This window comes from Lysinibacillus sp. Bpr_S20, assembly GCF_023337835.1.
Classification (GTDB): Bacteria; Bacillota; Bacilli; order Bacillales_A; family Planococcaceae; genus Lysinibacillus.
The window spans coordinates 118234-143722 of sequence record NZ_JALNLQ010000003.1 but is presented as its reverse complement, the minus strand read 5'-3'; the positions used below and the strand labels follow the sequence as shown (position 1 = coordinate 143722).

Sequence of the window (25489 nt, the reverse complement as noted above, 5' to 3'; positions counted from 1 at the left end):
TAAAAACATTAATTGAAGGGGACGAGGAGATATTGGATTATAAATGGTTACAGTCTTTTGTAGTAGCAGCTAAATCTAGTAATTTTAGAGTGGCAGCAGAAGAACTACATTTATCGCAGCCAAGTATCACAGTTCATATTCATCAGTTAGAACAATTTTTGAATGTTAAATTATTTAAACGTGAAAAAAACCGTGTGCAATTAACGGAGGCAGGGCACCTTTTTCTCATGGAAGCTCAGCAAATTATCCATCAATGGGATAAAAGTATTGAACGTTTTCAGTTAGCGACAAAAGGAATTGAAGAAAAGTTAGTTATTGCAATGACTCCTTTAATGGTGGAAACGATATTACCTCATGTAATTTATCAGTTTATCAATGAACACCCGTCCATTGAAATATCGATTCTAGTGGAGGATTCAGCAAAAATTGAGGATCTAATCAATCGTGATAAGGCGCATATTGGTATATCCTTATTGCCAACTCGTTATCGACATTGGCATCAAGAGCTTCTTGTAGAAAGTACTTTAGAATTGGTTATTCCGCTAGATGCTTTCGATGATGAGACAGGAGCTTATATTGATTATGAGGAATTATTTCAAACCTACACGTTATTTACACATCATCATCCGACTATTTGGGAGGATTTATTACATAAATTACAGGAGAAATTTGTAGTTAGAAAGCAAGTGTCCATATCTCAATCTTATGTGGTAAAACGCTTAATAAAAGATGGATTAGGTATGTCATTTTTACCGCGGATGATTGTTAGAAGAGAACGTATGGAGGGGCGCTTTAATATCGTTCCCTTCGATGAAATAGCTTTACCAAGTGTTCCTGTATACCTTTTTTATAAGGATTCGGTAAAGGTTCCTGAAGAGTTAGTTTGTTTATTTCAAACGAGGGATTATTTGTGATTATCGTTAGCAATTTCGTATTGTTTATTTAGGTCATATCTTTATTAATGGTTCATATCAAAAGTAGGGAAGTCATTTTGTAATCTATGCTATGTAAAGTTGATTGGAGTGGAGGCTGGGCTACTTCAGGAAAGCGCCCCAATCGGAACGGAAATCAACTCACGTTATGTTGATAGCTATTAAAATTATTTAATGTTGACTAACATAAAGTTTTATATACTATGAATAGGGATATTTTAACAAAGGTGTGATGGTATTGAGAATTTTAATGGTTGAGGATCATGAAGATGTAAATGCAATGTTAACAGAGTTATTTGAGCAAGCAGATTATCAGGTGACAAGTGTGATGGATGGGGTAGCAGGTCAGCGGGCATTTATGCAAAATGAGTTTGATCTTGTGCTTCTTGATATTATGCTTCCCTATAAAAGTGGGGATGAATTGCTAAAGGAAATTCGCGCTATTTCGGATGTACCTGTTGTTATGATTTCAGCTAAAGATTTAGTATCAACAAAAATTGATTTGCTTCGATTAGGAGCGGACGATTATATTACGAAACCTTTTGACCTTGGTGAGGTTCTTGCCCGTATTGAATCGATCTTACGTCGTGTTAAAAAACAAGCTACACCAATGAAGCAGCTACAATTCAAAGATATAGTATTGGATGATGTCGCTAAGCGAGTGACAGTGAGTGGTGAAGAGGTCTTGCTAACGGCAAAGGAATATTCATTGCTCGAATTGTTTATGACAAACAAAGAGAAAGTATTCACGAAAGCAAATTTGTATGAATCGATCTGGCAAGAAGAATACTTAGGGGATGAACATATTATTAAAATCCATATTAGTAATCTACGTCAAAAATTAAAGGCAAAAAATCCACAGGTGGATTATATCGAGACGCTTCGAGGGCTTGGCTATCGTTTACGTCCATAAATTATTCGAAATCTATACGCCATCTTTACTTTATCTATACCTTTCATGAGTAATCTATGAATATGAAAGGGAGGTGCTTAGTATGGGTGAAACCATATTAAAAACGAATCAATTAACTAAAATATATAAAAAACAACCAGTACTTCACGACGTATCAATTGAATTAAAAGAGGGTCGTATTTATGGACTTATTGGTGAAAATGGTGCGGGTAAATCAACCTTAATGAAGATTATTTCAGGGATTAGTTTTCAAACAGAAGGGTCATTTGAGTTATTTGGAAAATCATCTGACAAGGAAATACAGCAGCAACGAAAACGTATTGCCAGCATGATTGAACAACCGGCGATTAGCCCTGATATGACGGCAAAAGGTAATCTTAAATATCATCGTTACATGCGAGGGATCCCGAACGAGGAGCTTGAAGATGAAATACTACAATTGGTTGGATTGACGGGTACAAACAACAAGAAAGCGAAGCATTTTTCATTAGGAATGAAACAACGATTAGGCATTGCTATTGCATTATTAACTAATCCAGAGCTATTGATTTTAGATGAACCGGTAAATGGGCTAGATCCACAAGGTGTTGTGGAAATTCGTCAGCTTTTAACACGCCTTTGTGAAGAGCGACAGATGACGATATTAATTTCAAGTCATAATTTACCAGAACTTTATTTAACAACGACTGATTATATCATTATTCATAAAGGGAAAATTATGAAACAAATGACTCAACAACAGCTTGATGAAGAATGTAGACATTATATTCGCATTGGTTGTACAGCTCCAGAACAATGTGTACATGTATTAGAAGCAGTTCTTAAAACACAAAACTTTCAAGTCATGCCTAATAAAACGATTAAATTGTATGATTTCTTAGAAGACCTCGGAGATGTATCAACAGCGTTATTTGAAAATGGGATAACGCTTACCGAATTTAGTCTACAAGGAGATACATTAGAGAACTACTTCCTAACGTTAATTGGAGGTGAGCAACATGTTTAATTTAGTACGTGCTTACCTCTATAAAACAACTAAATCTAAAATATTTTGGGTCTTACTGGCTCTTACAACATGTTCTGCAATAGCAATGTTTAGTATTGCCTATGGTATCGGCAATAAGTCAATCAATGAAAACATCAGTAATATTGGTTTTTTATTATCTGATATGAATATGATGTCAATAGTAGGTGCAGTACTTGCCACGACACTTATTTGTTCAGATTTTGACACAAAAAATATCCATCATCCTATTATAAGTGGGTTTGCAAGAATCCAAATTGTCATAAGTAAAGCGATTGTTTACTGGTTATTACTACTTGTTCTTGTAAGTCCGTATATCATCGTAACTATAATTGGTTTATCAATGGACAGCACGTTTAGTATGGGGAGGAATGCAGCAGGTTTTTTAAGCATTCTAACATTGACTACTAGTGGTAGCTTTGGTGAATACGTAACAATAATGATCACAATGACAATGGTCTATCTTGCCCAGTTAACGATTTGTATTTTACTTGCCTTTGTCTTAAGAAAATCCGTTCTTGTCGTAGCTGCGTATTATATGATGTCCATGTTCTTTGGACAGGTAGCGAGCTTCCAGAATTCATTTGAGATAATGAATAACATATTATCCTTTACACCATATTCAGTGGAGTTCATTACGATTAATGTAAGCATGAGTAAAGGTGATATAATTTCGGCCGTTTCCATTTGTGTAATCTTTATAATAGTAGTTTTGTATTTAACATTCATGACATTTAGAAAAGCAGAAATCAGGTAAGGGGATGTAGGGAATGTGGTTTGTGGCAATTGTAATCATTGTAGGATTACTATTTTATATTTTTTATCTACAAAGGCAACTACGATTGATGAACGTACAATTGTCACAACGTCTACATGAGCAATATACGCAACCAATTAGCGTAGAGCTATTAAACAAAGAAGTAAATCAACTAGTGGCTAATATAAATCGCATATTATTAGAATCACAAAAATCAAGGTCGTATATTAAACGGGAAGAAAAATACTTTAAGGAAATGATTTCAAACATTTCTCATGATTTTCGTACGCCTCTTACGGCAATAAAGGGCTATCAACAAATGCTTTTAAAAGAACCCTTAACAGAAAAGCAGCTTACAAAGCTTGAAATTTCACAAAAACATGTTGGAAGACTAGAGCAATTAGTAGAAACATTTTTTGAATATTCCTATTTGCACAGTAATGAAGATCAACCTAAAAAAAATCGTATCAATATATCCAATATTGTATTTGAAGAAATTGCTGGTGCCTTTGCGCAATTTGAACAACAAGGAATAGCCGTCAACTTACCTAAATTCGAGCCTCTCATCATTAATTCTGATGAAGAAATGCTTTTACGTATTGTGCAAAACTTAGTACGAAATAGCATCATGCATGCTCAAGGTGATGTAACTATTAAGTTGTGGCTAGAAGAGGAATATGCATATATCTGTTTTCAAAATCCGATTGACGAAAATATTCAACTAAATCCTAACCAGCTTTTCGATCGATTTTATACAACAGACAATTCCAGACGTAAAAACACTGGTTTAGGGCTATCTATAGTTAAGCTGCTAGCAGAAAAATTAGGTGGAAGTGCCACGGCCAAAATAGAAGGTGGCATGATTGAGTTTTTAGTGAGTTTAAAAAAGAATATGTAATAGTAGTAGCCAAGAAGCTTATTGCATCTTGGCTATTACTATTACATATAACGTTTATAACAATGTTATTTCCAATGTGGAAATATAAAACTTTTTATGGTAATTATAGTATATTTAGGGGTGATTATGTTGGTAGCGATTAATCGCCCTACTTGATAAGAAAGGGTGTTAGTAAGATGATTGTTGAGAGCTGTCTGTTCTCAACAATGTGACCTATGATAAACTCGGATTACCAGAATCTTCCAATTGATTGTCAAAGCGTTTTTCCGTTAAAGGGTACTTAACGGACTTGGAAGACTAAAATTAAATTATTGGAGGTTGAGTAATTTGAATAAGTATGGTCAGGATTTATTTAAAGGTTCAGCAATCTATTATTCTAAATACAGACCTATGTATCCTTCTTCTCTAATAAGGTTCTTGGTAGAAAAATTCTCTTTGAATGGGGAGCAGAACCTACTTGATTTAGGATGTGGTACAGGACAACTTACAATGAGATTTTCGGATTGGTGTAATAAAATAGTTGGAATAGACACTGAGCCAGAAATGATTAATGAAGCAAAACGTCTTCATCAAGAGGTAAGAATGGGGCAAATACATTGGTTTAATGGAAAACTAGAACAATATAAAGCACAACACAATGAACAATTAAATCTCGTAATCATAGCAAAAGCCTTTCATTGGATGGATAGACCAAAGGTTTTAGATGAACTATTCAATATGGTTACTGATGGTGGTGGAGTAGCTATTATTGATAACTATGACCCAAACCAATCGTTAACTGAATGGCAAGAAAAAACAAATGAAATCATAGAAAAATGGTACGGGAAAGATAGAAGAGCTGGTAAGGCTACCTATACTCATCCCATTATGAGTCATGAAGAAGTACTGTCAAATTCAAAATTTAATGTTGAGATACACAATTTACCTACATACGAAATAACTTGGACCATCGAGTCAATACTCGGAAATCTATATTCCACATCTTATGGTTCTAAACTTTTTCTTGGAAATAACATCGAGCTATTTGAACGTGAGCTTAGAGAAGCCCTGCTTGATATTTCTAACTCTGGAGAGTTTAAAGAAAAATTAACATTATCAGTAAAGCTCGGTATAAAGAATTGTTAGCCTTGTTCCATAAAAGGGGCTTTAATTAAAGGTGGTAATTCTGAGAAATGAAGTTCCCGTTATTTATTTTAATAAATTAACAGTATTATTTAACATAGGCTTAAGAAAAAGAAAGAGCCACAGCAATTGAAAAATTGTGAGCAAAGTATGTTCGCATTCATCAATGAAGAAGTGTAAGAGACGTTAGTGAAGGCAAGAGATGGAGAAAAAACAATAACCGATTTATTGAATGAAAACAGCTTGTTAACATACATCAACAAGCTGTTTTTTATTTTGTGATGATTAGCAAGTGTGCACTTTGTTTTTTACCAGCCACGTACGTATTGCACTGGAGGTTGAACTTCTTCACCTAATTCCTTGGCAGCATGAAGTGGCCAATAGGGCTCCCGTAGAAGAACACGTGCTAAGAAAATTAAGTCGGCACGATTGTTTTGCAAAATTTCTTCTGCTTGAATAGCTGTCGTAATTAGGCCGACTGTGCCTGTTGGGATATCAGCACCATGTTTAATCGCTTCAGCATGAGGGACTTGGTAGCCTGGAAAAACATTTATATGAGCTTGCACGACACCACCTGTAGAAACATCCACTAAATCAACACCCTGCGATTTCATCCAGCGACTAAAGACAATAAAGTCATCCATTGTTGTCCCATCTTCTACATAGTCTTCAGCAGAAACACGCACAAGTAAAGGACCTTCCCAAACACTACGTATAGCATCGATGACTTGACGTAATAATCGATAACGATTTTCCACGGATCCACCGTATTGATCGTTGCGCTTATTCGTTGCTGGTGATAAAAATTCACTTATTAGATAGCCATGTGCTCCATGGATTTCAAGAACATCAAAGCCTGCTTTAGCTGCCCGGACAGCTGCTTGTTTAAATGCTTCGACAACATATTCAATATCTTTTAATGTCATTTCCGTTGGCGTTTTAAAAGCATCGCTAAAAGCAATGGCTGATGGCGCAAATATTTCTCCATCAACAGTTGCTTTACGTCCAGCGTGTGCGAGCTGGATGCCAGCTTTTGCTCCGTAAGCCTTCATTCCTTGAACTAATTGACGTAAACCTTCGATATGAGCATCATCCCAAATTCCAAGATCTTTACTAGATATACGACCTTCTGGTACAACACCTGTCGCTTCGACAATGATTAAACCAACTTGACCAGCAGCCCGCGTTGCATAATGTACTTGATGGAATGGTGTGACAAGCCCATCATCCTTCGCTGAGTACATACACATCGGTGCCATGACAACACGATTTTTTAAATTGATATTTTGTAATTGATAAGGTTCAAATAATTTTGCCAAAATAAAGCCCCCTAATCCCTAGTGATATACCCTATTTTGCACCCATTATTTACTATTTGCAAGTGAACGAGATCGAGCTTCTGCTTCTTTAATGCATGCTTCTATCGCTTCATTAAATTGATATTGTTCAAGAGCCTTTATTCCAGCTTCTGTTGTACCACCTGGACTTGTGACTTTACGGCGTAAGACATCAGGCTCATCGACGGATTGCTTCAGCATTTCCGCAGTACCAGCAAGAGTTTGCGTCATTAAAAGTCGTACTGTATCCTTCGAGAGACCCACCTTTGTACCAACTCGTTCAAATGCCTCCATTAAATAATAAATATAAGCTGGGCCACTCCCTGAAAGAGCCGTTACAGCATGTAATTGATCCTCATCTACCTCAATAACTGAACCGACCGCCTCTAGAAGCTGTAAGAAAGTGGAGCGCTGTTCGGCAGTCACTTTATCATTAAAGGCAATTCCACTTGCAGACATCCCAATAGTTGCAGAAGTGTTAGGCATAACGCGTGCGACTGGGCGAGCACCTAAATGTTCTGTAATAGTAGTAATCGCGATACCGGCTAAAATAGAAAGAACGGCTGAGTGCTCTGCTATTTTAGGTTTTAGTTCACGCATCGCTGCAACGGCATCCTTAGGCTTCATCGCTAAAATGATTAAATCAGCGCGCTGATAAATATCATGGTCAATATGGCTATTTACACCATACGTGTCATGCAAAAACTCTAAACGTTCCTTGTCTGAGCGATTGGTGACGTAAATTTCTTGTGCTGTAAATACTTTTTCTTTTATCCAACCCTGAATCAAGGCCTCTGCCATAGAGCCTGCACCTATAAATAGTATTTTTTTCACGATAAAACCTCCAGTTCTCAAAATCAATTTCGCCTTGGCGTAATTGTAGCTGCCGCTTCGCTTTCGCTACAGAAAACATTTGTAGCTGCCGCTTCGCTTTCGCGCAGATAAAACATTTGTAGCTGAATAAAGATAAAAAAAGCGCTCTCGTCCTTATAATGAAGGACGAAAACGCTTTTGTTTCCGCGGTACCACCTTTGTTTGCCAATTGGCACAACTTATAGCCCTTTTATCGCAAGGGAAACGGTTATGTTTTCATAACTGCTCAGAAGTAGGTTCGGTAATGGGAGCGGGTGATGTTACTTTCAGCAAATGTAACACTCTCTAAGACACCTTCATCAATTACGTACTTGGCTTCATCAACGCATAAAAATAATTAGATTATTCAAAATTATATTGATAATACATTAACCTGTCAACAGAAGGGTGACGAAAAGAAGAAAAACTTGTAAAATAGAATGAATCGGTATTCACTAGTTGCATAAAAGGGGGAAACAGCTTTTGTCTATATACAAAATAGAAATACCAACACCCTATGACGTAGGAGATGTGAATGCATTTGTTGTCAAAGGCGATGCGTTGACAATTTTTGATGTTGGTCCAAAAACAATGGAAGCCTATGATGCGCTTAAATGGGGTATTCGCGCAGCGGGCTTTGACATGCGAGATATTGAACAGGTTGTGTTAACCCATCATCATCCAGATCATGCAGGTTGGGTGGATGCCTTTCCAAACGCAGAAATTTTAGGGCATGCCTATAACGATAAATGGCTTCGTCATGACGACGATTTTTTACGTTACCATGTACAGTTTTACAGTGAACGCTTATTTGAGCACGGTGTTCCTCAAGAATATATTCAGCCGAGTGTACATGTCCGCCGTGAAATAGAGCTTGTAGGTGAACGACCATTAACACAAATCCTTAACGATGGGGATGAAGTGCCAGGACATCCAGGATTAACGGCTATTGAAACATTAGGGCATGCACAAAGTCACTTAATCTTCTGGGATGAAAAAACGCATGATGTAATCGGTGGAGATTTATTGCTTGAAAAAATAACGCCAAACCCGTTAATTGAGCCACCACTAGACCGTACATTAGGACGTACGAAATCGTTACTACAATATAATGAATCGCTAGAAATATTACGACGGTTACCAGTTAAAACAATGTATACAGGACATGGTGCAGAGTTGCAGAATATTCCTGATTTAATTGATAAACGATTACAACGCCAGCATCAGCAAGCTTTGAAGGTTTGCGAATTATTTGGTGACGAAGCATTAACTGCTGTACAAGTAACGAAGCGCTTTTACCCAGCAATTTTCCAACGTCAACTTGGTCTGACACTGTCTAAAACGCTCGGTTATTTAGATTACTTAGAGGCCAACAATTTGATTACATCTACAAAAACGGAAGAAGGTATTTATTTATTTCATAGAAAGTAGGTGTAAACATGCGCGTGAATAAAAAGACAATCTTTGTGACAGGTGCAACAAGTGGTGTTGGACTGAAAATAACAGAATTATTAGTAGCACAAGGTCATACAGTTTATGCAACAGGACGCAATACGGTTGCATTGAAAGCATTAGAGCGCGTAGGTGCTAACGTGATTCAAGCAGATTTAACGAATGTAGCTACTATAGATGAAGTATGCGCACAGCTACCTCCGCTCGATGTAGCTATTTTATCTGCCGGGGTAGGTAAATTCGGTATGGCACCTGAATTATCAGATGAAGCGATTAAACAAATGGTAGAACTAAATGTCAGTGTACCGATGTATTTAGCAAAACGTCTAGCAGCGCCTATGATACAACGTCAGCAAGGGCAGCTCATCTTCATCGGCTCACAGGCAGGAAAGGTAGCGACACCGAAGGCTAGTGTTTATGCAGCAACAAAGCATGCGATTGTTGGCTTTACGAATGGACTTCGCATGGAGCTAGCTCCTTATCATGTGAAAGTCACTGCGATTCATCCAGGTCCAATTGATACACCATTTTTAGATAAGGCAAGTGATGAAAGTGGCTATCGCGAGTCTTTAGGAAGGTTTTTATTAACCGCTGAAGAAGTGGCACGCGCGACGATAAAAACAATCGAGCGCCCTGTACGAGAGGTTAATTTACCACGAATCATGGGGTTATCAAGTAAGCTTTATGCAATCGCACCTGCAACCGTTGAATTTTTAGGGAAATCATTTTTTAATAAAAAATAGGTATTTAACTGTAAGCATATTCGGGTAAAAATCGAGTATGCTTACAGTTTTTTTATTTTTAAAAATCCATTTCGTTGACAAAATAATTTATCTTCATTAATATTTAAGTTAGATAAAATATTAAGAAGAATAAATATTGTTTTAATTGAAAAGATTTTTGTTAGGTGAATTATTTGTTTAGTTTTGGAATTAACATATTTGAAATTTTATAGGAAGAAAATTAAACGATAAAGTGGGTGCAAAAATGGCTAAAAAGAAAAAAGATTGGATATTTAGAATTGGAGTAGTAGATGTGGATAAGGATCCTGAAGTAAAAGAAATAACGAAAGAGTTGGATGGAATTATTGATAATGTTGGGGAGATAGTTAATTCATTTAGGACAACTGAAACAGTAAAAAATGAAAATAAGTAGACAAAACACTTCGTTTGGTTAATATTTAAGTTAACTAAAATATTAAGGTTGGTAAAAATGACTGAGAAAATTAAGCAAATTGTAGATGACATTAATCAATATACTTATGAAATGAATGTAAAATTAGCGAAGGCTCAAGAAGCTCTATTTACAGATGATTTATCGATGAAACAAACGCTGGTCATTGATTTTGTACACAAGCATAAGAAGTGTACAATGGGCGAAATCGCTCACTATATGGAAATCTCCCCGAGTGCAGTGAGTCAAATAGTATCGAGACTTGAAAAAGAAAACTATTTAAAACGCGATATTAACCCTAACAATCGCAGAGAAGTGGTTGTTATGTTGGCTGAAAATGGAGATGCGTATTATCATCGCGATGAGCAAATTAATGAACTCATTATTGAAAAGATTTATAGCAAAATGCCGGTGGAAGATTTAGAACAATTGCGTAGCTTAATCCAGCGCTTAAATCGAATTGTTGAGGAGGAAATTTCAAATGGATTGGAATAAAGTGAAAGAACAGCTTGATGATACGTTTAATGGTACTGTGTTGCTTGCACAAGATGAGACCATTTTATTACAAGGTGCCTATGGCGAAGCTTCGATTCAAACACACGCACCTATGGAACTCCATCAACGTTTTAACTTAGCATCAGTATCAAAACCAATCACAGCATTGGGCATTTTACTTTTAGTACAAGAAAAGAAATTATCATTTGATGATGATATTCATCAATGGTTCGATCATTTCCCTTACTCAAATATTACTGTACGTCACTTATTACATCATACATCAGGTTTACCTGATTATATGGCATTGTTTTCAAATTGGGATGAAACAACAGCTGCTACAAATGAAGACGCGTTACAGCTACTAATTCAATATGCACCACCGCGACTTTTTGAATCAGGTGAGCGAATGGAATACAGCAATACAGGTTACGTCTTACTAGCTCTTTTAATCGAGCGTGTGACCAATAAAAGCTATTCTGAATATATGGATGAAGCTATTTTTCAACCATTAAATATGATAAACACAACGGTAACATCAACTACTTTTACTGAACAATATACGAATGAAATTGCACAGGGCTATGTGTATGATGTGTATGCCGGACAACACGTGGACCCTTCAGAATTTGAGGAAACGAAAGGTACTACTTGTTTGAACTATATTACTGGCGATGGTGGAATCTATTCAACGGTAGAGGACTTATGGAAATTAGGGCGTGCTGTTATGCAGGCACAGCTGTGGGATGAAGCTTTACTTGAGCAAGCCTTTACACCTTCAACTCTTACAGTAGACCAGCCTTTTTCTTACGGGATGGGATGGATTATTTCCGAGGATGAACAACTTGGAAAATGTATATGGCACAACGGAGGATGGCCGGGGTATGCAACAACCTTTAAAATTTATCCGCAATCTAAGACGGTCTTTGTATTTTTACGCAGTAAAGAGCAAGAAATAGATTATGAGATAGCTATCGGCGAAGCGATTGAAAAAGTATTAACGACACATGAATTCCATTTGCCGAAAAGGCCTGAGCAATATAAAGCTGTACATTTACCAATTGAAGTTTTACAAAGCTATGAAGGTAAATACCAACTCCAGGAGCATCCTGAACATGCTGTGGAAATAGCGTTACAAGAGGATCATCGCTTATATATTTTCCTGCCAGCTACAATGCCACTTGAGTTACATGCGATGAAAGTGGATGAATTTTTCCTACGTGGTTTAGGTGTCCTTGTAACGATTAAGCAAGACATATTAACCGTTATCAATGACGATCAAAAAACGATCGCTAGAAAAATAAACGACCACGTGCTTAAAGGAAAATAACATTTATATGCCTTTTTAATTTGAGAACAAATAGAACCGTTAGCTATCATTAATTCATAGATTTGTAGACGAAAGCTTTATACTTTGCATAAAGCTGAAATGTAAAAAGAAGACAAAGATACTATCGTTCAATCATTAAAGAATTTAAAATTCCATCGCACTTCAAAAAAAGAGTTACTTTGATTGTGGATATCGAAAGATGGTATTTACAACTTATATTTACGGCAACGGCAAAACAATCATTTTTACAACTAAAGATGAAGATGTAGGTTATTTCATAAACTACGAAATGAGGAATAGCGATTTCTACGAATTTATAGAGAGTCTAATAAAAAGAGAAAGATAATAAAAAAAATACTTTAGTAAGATTTCTTTTCTTCTTCAACTAACCGGGGCATTTATCAGAGATCATTGAGTTGCATATGCAGCTCTTTTTTTTATTGAACTAACGGAGTAAGTAGAAACTAGAAAAAAGCTTTGCAAATGTTAAAATACCTGCAACAGGTAGTATTCATCGACTTTATAGTAGGAAAACAATTATAAAGTAAACAAAATTTGAGGAGGTATTGTAGTGAACCAACACAAAGTGATAATTACTTCGTATAATCCCAAATACGCTGAACAAACAGTGGACATGTGGCGAAATAGTAAGGAACAGGCTATTGGTCAGAAAGAAAGTCACAGCTTTGAAAGTCACGTTTATTTTTTAAATCATATATTATCTGAACAGTTCCAAATAGATTTAGCGTTAATTGATGAAAAAGTAGTTGGAATGATTGCCTATAATGAAAGGGAAATAAGCCAACTATATATTCATATAGATTATCAAGGAATTGGTATAGGTCATACATTACTTGATAAAGTTAAAGCACAATCAAGTGGGAGATTAACATTATATACATTCGAAGTAAATGAAAATGCACAACGATTTTATGAAAAACAAGGATTTGAAATCATAGGGAGAGGGCATGAAAATGAAGAAAATTTAGCTGATATTCAATATGAATGGATATCCAAATAAATGTTTATTAGGTGTGATTGTGGTAAAAAACTATAGTTCTTCTTCAACTATCGGAGAGCTTAAGTTGAAGAAGATAGTCAAGGCAGAAGCAACAATCTTTGAGAAAAAAAGCCTTATTTATTGCTCAGAATATTAGATGAACCAATTGAGCGTACCCTTTCAAATGTATAAATTAATCAAGGTGATTAAAGCCAAACCAGTGGAAAGCGCCAACGAAGAGTTAAAAACCAACCTTTGCTAATTTATACACATTAAATTAATATTGACCTTTTTGTAGACATAAGAACTCATTTTACGCAATGGGTTCTTTTTAATAGCGTTTAAAAACAATAAATTATAGAGACATGCCAGAAACACATGCTATGTGAATCAGTTGATTGGAGTGGAGACTGGGCGACTCCTTGGGGATTAGCGATAGGGGAACGAAGGCTAAGAGCATCACATCCTGTGATAACGCCTTCGTGACCAAAATCGTGTTTGCCCAAGCGGCTCATCGGACGCCCCCAGGAAGCTTTGCTCTGTGCGAAAGCGAAGCGTCAGCTACAAAGCGCCCAGTCGGAACGGAAATCAACCCCTCATTTTGCAAAAGAGCCATTTACTCCCGAAATTTATACTATATATATTCAAGTTATAAGTAAAAAATCGTTTTTCCGAGTAAAAATATACATAGTTCGCACAAGCACTTAAAGTATTGGAATGACACACTTTTTACAATAAACATAAAAGTCTATTAATTTATAAAAATACACTTGTTTTTATTTTTATAACATGATACTATTCGTGTATAAACTTTTAGTTGGATGTATAAACATACATAACTTATAGATTAATTGGAGGCGCATTTTTTATGGCAAATAAAAAAGTAGTTTTAGCATATTCAGGTGGTCTTGATACTTCTGTAGCAATTCCATGGTTAAAAGAACAAGGTTGGGATGTTATTGCAGTGTGCCTTGACGTTGGTGAAGGTAAGGACCTTGAATTCGTAAAAAATAAAGCTCTTCAAGTAGGAGCAATTGAATCATATATGGTAGATGCGAAAGATGAGTTTGCAGAAGAATATGCATTAATTTCATTACAAGCTCATACTTGGTACGAACAAAAATACCCATTAGTATCGGCACTTTCTCGTCCATTAATTTCAAAAAAATTAGTGGAAATTGCGAATCAAGTCGGAGCGGATGCAGTAGCTCATGGTTGCACAGGTAAAGGGAATGACCAAGTTCGTTTTGAAGTTTCTATCAAGGCGTTAAATCCGGACTTAGAAGTATTAGCACCTGTACGTGAGTGGGGCTGGAGTCGAGATGAAGAAATCGAATATGCCATGAAACATAATGTACCGATTCCAGCAACGTTAGATTCACCGTTCTCTATCGACCAAAACTTATGGGGCCGTGCAAACGAAGCGGGTGTAATGGAGGATCCATGGGTATCTCCACCAGAAGAAGCTTACGGTTTAACCGTTTCTGTGGAAAACGCTCCAGACGTAGCGGAATACGTAGAACTTGAATTCGTTGCTGGTAAGCCAGTAGCGTTAAACGGTAAAGAAATGAAGCTTGCTGATTTAATTCAAGAGCTAAATGCAGTAGCTGGTGCACACGGTGTTGGTCGTATCGATCACGTAGAAAACCGATTAGTTGGTATTAAATCTCGTGAAGTATATGAAATTCCAGGAGCAAAAGTGCTATTAACTGCACATAAAGAGCTAGAAGATTTAACACTTGTAAAAGAGTTAGCGCACTTCAAGCCAGTCATTGAGAAAAAATTATCTGAATTAATTTATGATGGTTTATGGTTCTCTCCATTACGTGTTGCACTGGAATCTTTCCTTGCTGAATCACAAAAATTTGTAAACGGAACTGTGCGTGTGAAGCTTTACAAAGGTCATGCAATTGTGGAAGGACGTAAATCTCCAAATTCACTTTATAGTGAAAAGCTAGCAACATACTCTAAAGAAGACCAATTCAACCATGCATCAGCAGTAGGTTTCATCGAATTATGGGGCCTTCCAACAGTGGTTAATTCTTCTGTAAATAAATAAAAACAATTTTTGACAAGCAAGGTGTGGGATAGCTTTGTGTTATGCTGCACCTTATACAAAGGAAAAGGTGAGCTGTTATGACAAAACTTTGGGGCGGACGTTTCCAAAAATCAGCAGAAGCGTGGGTTGACGAATTTGGCGCATCGATTGGCTTTGACCAACAGCTTGTTCTAGAAGACCTTGAAGGCAGCGTTGCGCATGTTACGATGCTTGGCTCAACAGGAATTTTACCAGCTGCGGACGTAGAGGCTATTCTTGGTGGACTTGCACAATTAAAAGAGAAAGCAAGCGCAGGTGAGCTTGAATTTACAGTTGCAAATGAAGATATACATTTAAATCTGGAAAAAATGCTCATTGATTTAATTGGTCCTGTAGGTGGTAAGCTTCACACAGGTCGTAGCCGTAATGACCAAGTTGCAACGGATATGCATATTTTCTTGAAAAAACGTGTGAAGGAAGCAATCGGTTTAATCGAGACCTTCCAAAAGACGTTGCTAGAAAAGGCTGAAGAGAATGTGGAAACAATTGCGCCTGGTTATACACATTTACAACGTGCACAACCAATTTCATTTGCACATCACTTAATGGCCTATTTCTGGATGTTAGAGCGTGATAAACAGCGCTTTACAGAGTCGCTTAAGCGTATCGATATTTTGCCTTTAGGTGCAGGTGCCATGGCAGGTACAACTTTCCCAATCGACCGCTTAAAATCTGCCGAGCTTTTAGGCTTTAGCGAGGTTTATGCAAACTCTATGGATGCAGTGAGTGATCGTGATTTTATCGTTGAATTTTTAAGTAATTCATCATTATTAATGGCGCATCTATCTCGTTTTGCTGAAGAAATAATATTGTGGTCGACAGATGAATTCAAATTTATTGAATTAGATGATGCTTTCTCAACAGGATCTTCTATTATGCCACAAAAGAAAAATCCTGATATGGCGGAGTTAATCCGTGGGAAAACAGGACGTGTTTACGGTAACTTAATGGGCCTATTAACAGTCTTAAAAGGAACACCGTTAACATACAACAAAGATATGCAGGAAGATAAAGAAGGTATGTTCGATACAGTCCATACAATTCTAGGTTCACTAAAAATCTTTGAAGGTATGATTCGCACGATGACTGTCAATACAGAGCGTTTGCACCAGGCAGTACACGCTGACTTCTCCAACGCTACGGAGCTTGCAGATTATCTAGCAACAAAAGGTATGCCTTTCCGTGAAGCACATGAAGTGACAGGAAAACTTGTATTCACATGTATTCAAAAGGGCATCTATTTATTAGATTTACCGCTTGCAGACATGAAAAAAGAAAGTGAGCTTATCGAGGCTGATATTTATGATGTATTAGCACCTGAAGCTGCGGTTCGTCGTCGTCATTCATTAGGTGGAACAGGATTTGACCAAGTAATTATCCAAATCGAAAAGGCAAAAGCTTGTCTTATGTAATCATTATTGTTACGTGCGTGTCCTTGTGACTTTGCATAGATATTCATTAAAGCTGTCCAGTGAGGCACTATGAAAAAACATTTCCTTTTTTGTTAGAGCCAGAGGGTGAAACGAAAAAGAGCCCCTTACATAGGTAAAGGACAATCCCCAATTCTGGAGACGCGGAATTGGGGTTTTTGTGTAATAAAAATAATAATAGGAGGGATTTTCAATGAATGAGCGTTTGACAAAGGGGTTAGAAACAATTAAACAGTATGTGACAAATGAAGAAGCGGCAAGAATGCTTGAGGCGGATACACTAGCTGACATTGCACCAGATTTACGCAAAATGATTATTGAATTTGCCTATGGGGATGTTTATTCAAGACCTGGGCTAGATGCAAAAAGCCGTGCACTAGTTGTCATTACGGCAGTAGTAACGCAAGGTGCTGCCCCACAAACAAAAACACATATTAAACGTGGTTTACATGCAGGTTTGACTCAGACAGAAATTGTCGAAGCACTATTACAATTAGTGCCATATGTAGGTTTTCCACGTGTACAAAATGCTTTAATGATAGCGCAACAGGTTTTTAAAGAAGGAGCGTAAAATTTTCTTGATGTTTCAAGCTATACGAAGGATTTTAAATAAAAAGGCGCATCAGGTGAATAAACATTCGTGAAACAGTTCATATTAAAAGCGGAACCACTTATTAATCTAATGTGATTAGGAGGATGTAGAATGAGTAGTCTAACACCCAAAGACCAGGAATCTCAGGAAAGTCCGCCACAACTGTATAGGGTGAGCTTCTAAAATCTTAAGGAAAAGGTGAGGCAGAGGATATTCTGTTTTACTGTATCTTAAGAAGAAGCAAAAACCGATACAGATCAAATCAAATAGAAATAAGTGTTCTTGGATCCAGAATTTTTCTGGGTCCTTTTTTTAGCGGAAAAAAACCCCGCTGATTCAGTTTTACTTTATAGAAAAATTTGACTTTTTCAAAAATCTGTACTACTCTAAGTATGACAGATTTCTGTTTGGTGATAAGCGGTACAGATTGGAGGGGTAAAATGAATATTCATTTAGATCCAAGCAGTGAATTACAGCTCTACAAACAGTTAGCAAATCAGTTAATTGAGTTAATTGCTAAGGGAGAGCTAAAAAATGGTGATACATTACCTTCAGTTCGTTCAATGGCTGCAGATTTAGGCATTAATGTCAGTACGGTAAGTAAGAGCTATCACGAACTCGAAGAAAAAGGGTTAATCGAATTAAAGCCGAAAGCAAAGGCTCTCATTATCGGTGGTCAAAAAAAAGAATTGCAAGAGACGGAAGTTGAAAAAGTAGAAAATGCATTAAAACCAATTATGGCAGAGGCCTTTGCACGTGGCCTCGAAAAAGATCAGATGACAAGTTTGTTTCATCGAATTTTAAAACAATGGAAGTAGGGGAAATATGCTTTTTATAATAGGCATTTTTATCTTTGTAGGGGTACTGGAAACAGTAACACCATATTTGTCGAGAAAAACAACAGTGTTTGGTGTGTCAATTCCAGAGCCCTATGTGCAACATCAGCAATTACAACTATTTAAAAAGCACTACAGCATGTTTGTAGGGAGCATCGCAGCTGCATTTCTTTTAGGCCAAATTTTACTATTATTGACGTCCATTCAGGAAGAGAAATTTGTTTTACTATCCTTTATATTCCTATGTGTCATGTTTCTCCTATCAGCTGCTCTTTCTATGTCTTATCATATAAAAATAAAAAAACTAAAAAAGCAAGAAAATTGGGAGGCACATGTCAAAACTGTTTATGTGACGGATCTATCTATACGTGATAGAGATGAAGTACTTTCACCTGTATTTTTCGCATTACCAATTATTATCACGTTAGCGTTGATTACCTTTACCTATATGAATTACAATGCCATTCCGGATGTGTTTGCAACCCATTGGAATGCAGCAGGTGAGGCAGACGGTTGGACTGAAAAAACGTGGATCTCTGTAATTGTCATGCCACTTATTTTACTAGGGACACAAATTAGCTTATTCATTATAAGTTTTGGTATGAAAAGTGCCAAAATTCAATTGAGCGCACAGGCGAAAGAAGCTTCGGCCAATAGAGAGCTTACTCAGCGTAAATATGGCAGCTGGTATTTAGCGGCGATTAATTATAATATGACCATTCTTTTTGTTGTTTTACATTACACGACAGTGATTTTAAAAGATCAAACAGCTCCTTATTTCTTCCCTCTTTTTATTGTATCTATGATCGTTTCTTTAGGGGGACTTATCCTCTTCAATTGGAAATTAAGTAAAAGTAATGAGCGCTTTGATGATTTACATACAAACGAAACAGCTTCAGCCGATGATCGATACTGGAAATGGGGTATTTTTTATAGTAATAAAAATGACCCTTCACTATTAGTAGAAAAGAAATACGGTATTGGTTGGACTGTGAATATGGCGAATAAATGGAGCTATATCATTTTACTTGTCATATTTTTACCAATCTTGTTAGTCATTTTCATATAGAGGGAGAGATTTTATGAAAAAACTATTAGTTTTATGTTGTGCACTTTTATTATTAACAGCATGCGCTCAGAAGGAAGACAACACAAAAGGGAAAGAGACGAAAGGGGACAATAAAATGAATGAACAACTAATAGGTAAATGGGAAGGGAATATTGAGACACCGAATGGAGCATTTCCAATTATTGTTGATTTGCAAAAAGATAACGGGAAACTATCAGTACCTGGGCAAGGGAATTATCCATTTAAAAGCATTACATATAATGGAGATCAAGTGAATGTTTCGATCAACTTAAATGGCTCTGCAATTGAAATTAAAGGCACATTAAAAGATGGGCAAATAGAAGCAACATTCCAACAAAATGGTGGCAAATTCCCACTTGTCTTAAAGCCATTCAAAGAACAGCCAAAACAACCAGTTACGTATGAAACGTTAAAGGTTCCCGTCAAAGATGGTGAGTTAACAGCGGCTCTTCAAAAGGCTAGCAACCAATCATCTCCAGTTGCGCTTATTATAGCAGGCTCTGGTCCAACTGATAAGGATGGAAATTCAGCCTTAGCTGGTAAAAATAATAGCTTAAAAATGATTGCAGAAGGCTTAGCAAAAGATGGTATTGCAACTGTCCGCTATGATAAACGTGGAATTGGCGATAATCAATCTCTTTTAACAAAGGAAGAGGATTTAACGATCGACCAATACGTAGATGACGCAGTTCAAGTAATTAATACCCTGTTAGCCGACAAAGCTTATTCAAGTGTTCATATTATTGGTCATAGCGAAGGCTCACTGATCGGTTTGCTAGCCGCACAAAAAGCAAAGGTAGAGTCCTTTGTTTCCATCGCAGGCACTGGAAGACCAATAGATGAAGTTCTGTTAGAGCAAGTAAAAGGTCAGTTTACACCAGCCCTTCTAAAAGAATCAACAGATGCTCTTGCATCCTTGAAAAAAGGCGAGCTAGTGAAGAACGTTTCACCAGAATTACAATCTCTCTTCCGCTCTTCCATTCAACCATATATGATTTCATGGTTAAAATATAACCCTGCAAGTGAGTTAGCAAAAGTAAGCAGCCGAGTTTTAATTATTCAAGGAACAACTGACTTACAAGTAGTTGCAACGGATGCGGAAGCATTAAAGAAAGGTAAACCAGATGCCGAACTTGTATATATGGACGGCATGAATCATGTGTTAAAAAATGCTCCAGCCGATCGCTCGAAAAATTTAGCGACGTATTCAGACCCATCATTACCACTTCATAAAGAATTGTTGCCAGCCATCCAGCAATTTATTAAGAAATAGAGACTAGGAATGGAGAAGGTCTGATTCTACAAAGGAATCGATAGTGAAAGTTTCTGATATACAATTAGGCGAAATTAAAAGTGCGATTATATTTTCTTCACCAATCCAAAGCGATATAAGAGAATGCGCTTTCAAAGGTGAGGAAGGACTTGAAAGATGGTCTGAGCATAAAAAATAATAGAAAAGAACTTGGTTTACTTTCAATCATAGGAAGTAAGCCAAGTTAAACTATAAGTTCTGAATCTAACTGTACTTTGTGAACATAAAATAGAGAATCGTAGAGATCAGAACGAAGACTATCCGAAAGCCATTTAGCAACAGTCCACTTGAAAAATTAGAGTTTGCAAAGCTCCCATTCAAAACCAATAGTAAGTAATGATAACCCCTATTCTGAAGCAAAGTTCCAGATGGATTTAAACTTCAAACATTTGATGATAACCACTTTTACTTGTGATGATTTCCGTGAAAGCTTTACGAAGGTCATTAGCGAGGTTGTAAGTAATCGATCGGTAATAATAAGGTAAGGAGATGAAAGAATGGGAATCCTAGATATTAAAAATTTTTCAAAAGTGTATAAAGGTGAAAAAAAAGCTGTCGATAACATTAGTTTATGTGTTGAAAATGGCGATGTTTTTGGATTTATAGGTCATAATGGAGCAGGGAAAAGTACAACAATCAAATCAGTAGTAGGAATCCTAGATTTTGAAGAAGGCGACATCTACATTGATGGGCATTCTATTAAGAAAGAGCCGCTTGTATGCAAATCGAAATTTGCTTATATTCCTGATAGTCCCGAATTATATGAACATTTGACAGGAATCCAGTATTTAAATTTTGTAGCAGATATTTTCGGAGTTCCGGAAGATGTTCGAGTAAAGAGAATAAAAGAATATTCTGGAATGTTTGGAATAACAGAAAGTCTTGGAAATCTAATATCCTCTTATTCTCACGGAATGAAGCAAAAGTTAGCAATAACTGGGGCTATTATTCATGAACCAAAGCTTTTGATTCTGGACGAGCCATTTGTAGGTCTTGATCCAAAAGCAGTAGTTGATTTAAAAGAGATAATGAAGAAAATGACTGCTAAAGGGAATGCAATATTTTTTTCAACACATGTCTTAGATGTTGCAGAAAAGCTTTGTAATAAGGTGGCCATGATTAATCGTGGAAAGCTAGTTTATAGTGGTACGATGGATGACATAATACAAAATCAAACATTGGAAGAGTTCTTTATGAAGGAGTTAAAAGATGAAAAACTTATCGATTCTTCTGAAAATTAGGATTATTTCACTAGTGAGACTTAATACCCTAAAAGGTAAAGCCAACTTTAGTGATAAAATGGCTATTGTTGGTATATTTCTTGCGTCTGCTTTCGGGCTAGCGTATATTACAAGTCTTGGATATTTGCTGAATGAATATAATATGAGAGAACACATACTTGCATATTCATTTTTAGTGAGTACTCTTATATCATTGTTTATAGCATTTTTTAGTGCTAGTGATGAGTTTTTTGGAAAAAGAGATTATGACACATTAATGTCACTTCCTATTAAAACATCGATAATAGTAGTAAGTAGATTCTTATATATATATTTCTTGAATACGGTAGTATCTTTAATAATCATGATTCTAATGGGAGCAGTATATTTCTTTACAGGAACAGTAAGCGGCGTTTTTTGGATAAAGATACTGATTGGAATACTTACAGTTGCAATAGTGCCATCAATTATAGCATCAATTGTTAGTATAGTAGTTTTAGAAGTTTCATCGAGAGCAAAATATTCTCGTGCGGTTTCATCATTTAGCTATATGTGTATTATTTTATTTTTAGTATTAGCACCAACATTGAGTAGTTATAAATTAGACCCAAGCGATATGAAATTGATCTTAACAAATATATTGAATCAGGCTAACCAAGTGTATCCAATGTTTTATTTGTTTAATAAAATACTGGTAACAGGAAAAGTGGGAGATTTTCTTATATATATAGCAGTTTCAATAGTGTTAACAGTGATTTTCATTATAGGTCTCTCGTTTGTATACAAAGGACTAAATACTAAAATTCGATCAATGAGTAGTAACAAAAAATATGAAATAAACACATTAAAAAGATCAAGTAAATTAAAAGCATTATATGTGAAAGAAATCAAACGACTATTTTCGTCCACAACGTACTTAATAAACACAACATTCGGAATGATCATGATGGTTATTTTTACGATTTCTTTAATGATTTCAATTACAAAAGTGATGGAAAATATGCCGATAAATACTATTAATACAGTAGAGACTCTGTATGGCGTAACACCGTATATAATGTCATTGATGGTATGCCTATCAAATACAAGTAGCGTGTCTTTTTCACTTGAAGGTAAAAATATTTGGATAATCAAAACTTTTCCATTGTCGAAAGAATTGGTTGTAAAGAGTAAGATACTTGTTAATCTTACGCTTACAATACCTCTTACGATAATAAACGGAATAATAATCGGAAGAGTGTTTGAAGCAACATTATTTCATTCCATGACATTAGTACTTCTTCCATGTGCATTTGCAGTATTTTCAGCAATATACGGAGTCGCTATTAATTTAAGATTTGTCAATTATAGTTGGCAATCAGAACTCCAAGTAGTAAAGCGGAGTATATCAAGTGTATTGGGGTTTTTCGGTGCAGCGATTCTGGTATTCATTGCAGCAGTTCCAAGAGTACTATGGTTAGGTTCGATAGTAGGTATATATGATGTTATTATTATTTTATGCTTGGGCATCGTAACTAGCATGTTATATGCAAAAACAATAAATGGTGAGCCTATTTAATTTGGGAAGAGTAGTGTGAAGATGAAATTATTAAATATTATTGAAAAAAGTAAGCTAAATAAAGACTGAAATTAATTGAAAAATCGAAAAATAGAGTGTTCCGCTCACTCGCTTTCATTACTGTTTGTATCGTGAAGCGGACACAGGAGAGAATGGAGATTATTATGAATACATCTAAAAAGTCAGTACGTATAATTCCTTGGATATTTTGTGCCTTGTTTTTGGCGTTTTCAATTATTGGTGTACAAAATATATCGGATGAGATTCCTATTACCTTCAACATAGCTGGTCCCAATTTAAACGGCAGTAAGTATTTTATCTTTATATATCCTGCATTGTCTTTATTTATAGGGATTACTGCGTTAGGTGGAGTAGGGAAAAAGAAAAATACTAAATTACAAGGAAACTTACCATTTATAATTATTGGGAACTTAATAGTAGGTGGATTTATGGTTTATACAATCTTATCAAATTGGAATATATAATTCCTCTTGCAATTCAAAGCTTCTTTGCAATTTTACTTGTTGAAAACCCAGTTTTCGTATTAGAAAAATTTGATATAAAAAGGGTAAATACCCGCGGAAGCAGAGTGAATACCCGCGGAAGCAGAGTGAATACCCGCGGAAGCAGGGTGAATACCCGCGGAAGCAGAGTGAATACCCGCGGAAGCAGGGCAAATATCCGCGGAAGCAGAGTGAATACCCGCGCGCGGAAGCAGGGTAAATACCCGCGGGAGCAGGGTAAATACCCGCGCACGGAAGCAGGGTAAATACCCGCGGAAGCAGGGTGAATACCCGCGCACGGAAGCAGGGTAAATACCCGCGGAAGCAGAGCAAATACCCGCGGAAGCAGGGCAAATACCCGCGGGAGCAGGGCAAATACCCGCGGAAGGAAGGTAAATACCCGCGTGCGGAAGCAGGGTAAATACCCGCGGAAGCGGGGCAAATACCCGTACGAAATAAATTAGTATATAACCAAAAGAAGTATGCTCAAATCAAAAAATGATGAGCATACTCTTTTGTTTTTTGAGCAAGTTGTCGATGATATTTGTTAAAACGTATACCATGTTAATAAGTTCATTATAGTGAAACAAATACTACTACTTTAACGTACAATAACTAAGCATTAAAATGAATGACATAGCACATGTAACTATTTAAAAAGAAGGTGTTTTTATGTATAGCATTGGGAAATTTTCGAACCTGTGTAATGTTCCTGTAAAAACTATTCGTTACTATAGTGATATTGGATTACTCGAACCATCTTTTATAGATGAAGTGACCGGCTATCGTTATTTTGATTACGATAAAATGAAAGAACTGAATACGATTCAGGTACTAAAAAATTGTCATTTTTCATTAAAAGAGATTGAACAGATTATGAGAGGAAAAAATGATTGGCAAGATTTAGAGCTAAGATTACATAAAAAAGTTCTGGAATTAGAGCATCAACAAGAAATAATTGCTGAACAAATTCAAAATATTGTCCAAGTAAAAAATTCTATTAGGAACGCTGAAACGTTTAATCCAAAGCCAATATTATCAAGTTGTTACATAGAAGAACGACCAAAAATTCAGGTGCTTGCCATCCGTGAAAAGATTAATGTAATGGAAATGGATAGGCTAGTACAAAAATTATTTGAACGAATCTATGCTTATCAATTAGAGATAGAAGGGGAGCTAACTACAATTTTTCATCAACAGTATAGGAAGCAAAATATAGCGGATGTTGAACTACTGTTGCCTGTAAAAGCAGCTCAACTGACAGAGTATATTAAAGTAATACCCGAAGGCAGGTATGCTTGCATACATGTAAAGGGATCGTATTCAGAGTTACATTTTGGCTATAGTCGCTTGCAGGAATGGCTGACTGAGCAGGCTCTTCAGGCAGAAGGGACATTTATGGAGCAGTACATAAAGGGCTTAATCCCAACTGAAGTAGTAAATCCAATTAATATTAAACCAAATATTGGGCTACATCCAAATGATTTTTTGACAAAAATATTTGTGAAAATAAGAAACTAGCTAAACTCTCCAGTAGATGGAGACTTTATTCTGTATTTAGCAAG

24 protein-coding genes are annotated in these 25489 nt (G+C 36.3%); 22 read left to right on the top strand and 2 right to left on the bottom strand.

Annotation, left to right across the window (positions count from 1 at the left end):
* Positions 1-32 precede the first annotated feature (32 nt).
* The 6 genes from MWJ95_RS08535 to MWJ95_RS08510 all read left to right on the top strand — a co-directional run bounded on the left by MWJ95_RS08535 (position 33) and on the right by MWJ95_RS08510 (position 5649).
* Entirely contained in the window at positions 33-914 is an 882-nt protein-coding gene (locus MWJ95_RS08535) for a LysR family transcriptional regulator (RefSeq protein ID WP_249073775.1), read from the top strand.
* A gap of 256 nt (positions 915-1170) precedes the next feature.
* The gene (locus MWJ95_RS08530) at positions 1171-1845 is read left to right on the top strand and encodes a response regulator transcription factor (protein WP_374110136.1); all 675 of its coding nucleotides are present in this window, start codon (positions 1171-1173) and stop codon (positions 1843-1845) included.
* Positions 1846-1927: 82 nt separating this feature from the next.
* Positions 1928-2851, top strand: a complete 924-nt coding sequence (locus MWJ95_RS08525) for an ABC transporter ATP-binding protein (RefSeq protein ID WP_249073777.1) — start codon at positions 1928-1930, stop codon at positions 2849-2851.
* The gene (locus tag MWJ95_RS08520; protein WP_249105028.1) at positions 2844-3626 is read left to right on the top strand and encodes a hypothetical protein; all 783 of its coding nucleotides are present in this window, start codon (positions 2844-2846) and stop codon (positions 3624-3626) included. The genes MWJ95_RS08525 and MWJ95_RS08520 overlap by 8 nt, the downstream gene beginning before the upstream one ends.
* Positions 3627-3639: 13 nt before the next feature.
* Positions 3640-4524: a sensor histidine kinase gene (locus MWJ95_RS08515; protein ID WP_249073779.1), complete on the top strand. Its 885-nt coding sequence runs from the start codon at positions 3640-3642 to the stop codon at positions 4522-4524.
* A gap of 327 nt (positions 4525-4851) precedes the next feature.
* Positions 4852-5649, top strand: a complete 798-nt coding sequence (locus tag MWJ95_RS08510; RefSeq protein ID WP_249105026.1) for a class I SAM-dependent methyltransferase — start codon at positions 4852-4854, stop codon at positions 5647-5649.
* A 305-nt stretch (positions 5650-5954) separates the two neighbouring features.
* On the opposite strand, the gene namA is transcribed toward MWJ95_RS08510, so the two are convergent.
* Positions 5955-6965 (bottom strand): NADPH dehydrogenase NamA, encoded by a 1011-nt coding sequence (namA, locus tag MWJ95_RS08505; protein WP_249105024.1) that lies wholly within the window; start codon positions 6963-6965, stop codon positions 5955-5957.
* 45 nt (positions 6966-7010) lie between these two features.
* Positions 7011-7817 carry a pyrroline-5-carboxylate reductase gene (gene proC / locus MWJ95_RS08500; protein WP_249105022.1) on the bottom strand — a complete coding sequence of 269 codons (807 nt, stop codon included), beginning with the start codon at positions 7815-7817 and terminating at the stop codon, positions 7011-7013.
* Between the two features lie 501 nt (positions 7818-8318).
* On the opposite strand from proC, the gene MWJ95_RS08495 reads away from it, so the two are divergent.
* The 16 genes from MWJ95_RS08495 (at position 8319) to MWJ95_RS08420 (ending at position 25445) form a co-directional block, all read left to right on the top strand.
* Positions 8319-9266: an MBL fold metallo-hydrolase gene (locus MWJ95_RS08495; protein WP_249073783.1), complete on the top strand. Its 948-nt coding sequence runs from the start codon at positions 8319-8321 to the stop codon at positions 9264-9266.
* Positions 9267-9274: 8 nt separating this feature from the next.
* Positions 9275-10030 carry an SDR family NAD(P)-dependent oxidoreductase gene (locus tag MWJ95_RS08490; RefSeq protein WP_249073784.1) on the top strand — a complete coding sequence of 252 codons (756 nt, stop codon included), beginning with the start codon at positions 9275-9277 and terminating at the stop codon, positions 10028-10030.
* Positions 10031-10274: 244 nt separating this feature from the next.
* A complete protein-coding gene (locus MWJ95_RS08485) occupies positions 10275-10442 on the top strand; it encodes a hypothetical protein (protein WP_249105020.1) in 168 nt (55 codons plus the stop codon).
* 57 nt (positions 10443-10499) lie between these two features.
* Complete coding sequence (locus MWJ95_RS08480; RefSeq protein ID WP_249073786.1) at positions 10500-10955, top strand: MarR family winged helix-turn-helix transcriptional regulator; 456 nt, start codon at positions 10500-10502, stop codon at positions 10953-10955.
* Complete coding sequence (locus MWJ95_RS08475; protein ID WP_249073787.1) at positions 10942-12285, top strand: serine hydrolase domain-containing protein; 1344 nt, start codon at positions 10942-10944, stop codon at positions 12283-12285. Before MWJ95_RS08480 ends, MWJ95_RS08475 begins: the two co-directional genes overlap by 14 nt.
* A gap of 571 nt (positions 12286-12856) precedes the next feature.
* The gene (locus MWJ95_RS08470) at positions 12857-13306 is read left to right on the top strand and encodes a GNAT family N-acetyltransferase (RefSeq protein ID WP_249073788.1); all 450 of its coding nucleotides are present in this window, start codon (positions 12857-12859) and stop codon (positions 13304-13306) included.
* A gap of 847 nt (positions 13307-14153) precedes the next feature.
* The gene (locus tag MWJ95_RS08465; RefSeq protein ID WP_249073789.1) at positions 14154-15344 is read left to right on the top strand and encodes an argininosuccinate synthase; all 1191 of its coding nucleotides are present in this window, start codon (positions 14154-14156) and stop codon (positions 15342-15344) included.
* 77 nt (positions 15345-15421) lie between these two features.
* Positions 15422-16795 carry an argininosuccinate lyase gene (gene argH, locus MWJ95_RS08460; RefSeq protein ID WP_249073790.1) on the top strand — a complete coding sequence of 458 codons (1374 nt, stop codon included), beginning with the start codon at positions 15422-15424 and terminating at the stop codon, positions 16793-16795.
* Between the two features lie 211 nt (positions 16796-17006).
* Entirely contained in the window at positions 17007-17384 is a 378-nt protein-coding gene (locus MWJ95_RS08455; protein ID WP_249105018.1) for a carboxymuconolactone decarboxylase family protein, read from the top strand.
* 461 nt (positions 17385-17845) lie between these two features.
* On the top strand, positions 17846-18223 hold the full coding sequence (locus MWJ95_RS08450) for a GntR family transcriptional regulator (protein ID WP_249073792.1): 378 nt from the start codon (positions 17846-17848) through the stop codon (positions 18221-18223).
* Positions 18224-18230: 7 nt separating this feature from the next.
* The gene (locus MWJ95_RS08445; protein WP_249073793.1) at positions 18231-19310 is read left to right on the top strand and encodes a DUF1648 domain-containing protein; all 1080 of its coding nucleotides are present in this window, start codon (positions 18231-18233) and stop codon (positions 19308-19310) included.
* Between the two features lie 13 nt (positions 19311-19323).
* Positions 19324-20604: an alpha/beta hydrolase gene (locus MWJ95_RS08440; RefSeq protein WP_249105017.1), complete on the top strand. Its 1281-nt coding sequence runs from the start codon at positions 19324-19326 to the stop codon at positions 20602-20604.
* Positions 20605-21146: 542 nt separating this feature from the next.
* Positions 21147-21884, top strand: a complete 738-nt coding sequence (locus MWJ95_RS08435) for an ABC transporter ATP-binding protein (RefSeq protein ID WP_249105557.1) — start codon at positions 21147-21149, stop codon at positions 21882-21884.
* Entirely contained in the window at positions 21853-23421 is a 1569-nt protein-coding gene (locus tag MWJ95_RS08430; protein WP_249105015.1) for a putative ABC transporter permease subunit, read from the top strand. The genes MWJ95_RS08435 and MWJ95_RS08430 overlap by 32 nt, the downstream gene beginning before the upstream one ends.
* A gap of 164 nt (positions 23422-23585) precedes the next feature.
* Positions 23586-23906, top strand: a complete 321-nt coding sequence (locus tag MWJ95_RS08425; RefSeq protein WP_249105013.1) for a hypothetical protein — start codon at positions 23586-23588, stop codon at positions 23904-23906.
* 690 nt (positions 23907-24596) lie between these two features.
* The gene (locus MWJ95_RS08420; RefSeq protein WP_249105011.1) at positions 24597-25445 is read left to right on the top strand and encodes a MerR family transcriptional regulator; all 849 of its coding nucleotides are present in this window, start codon (positions 24597-24599) and stop codon (positions 25443-25445) included.
* Positions 25446-25489: the final 44 nt, after the last annotated feature.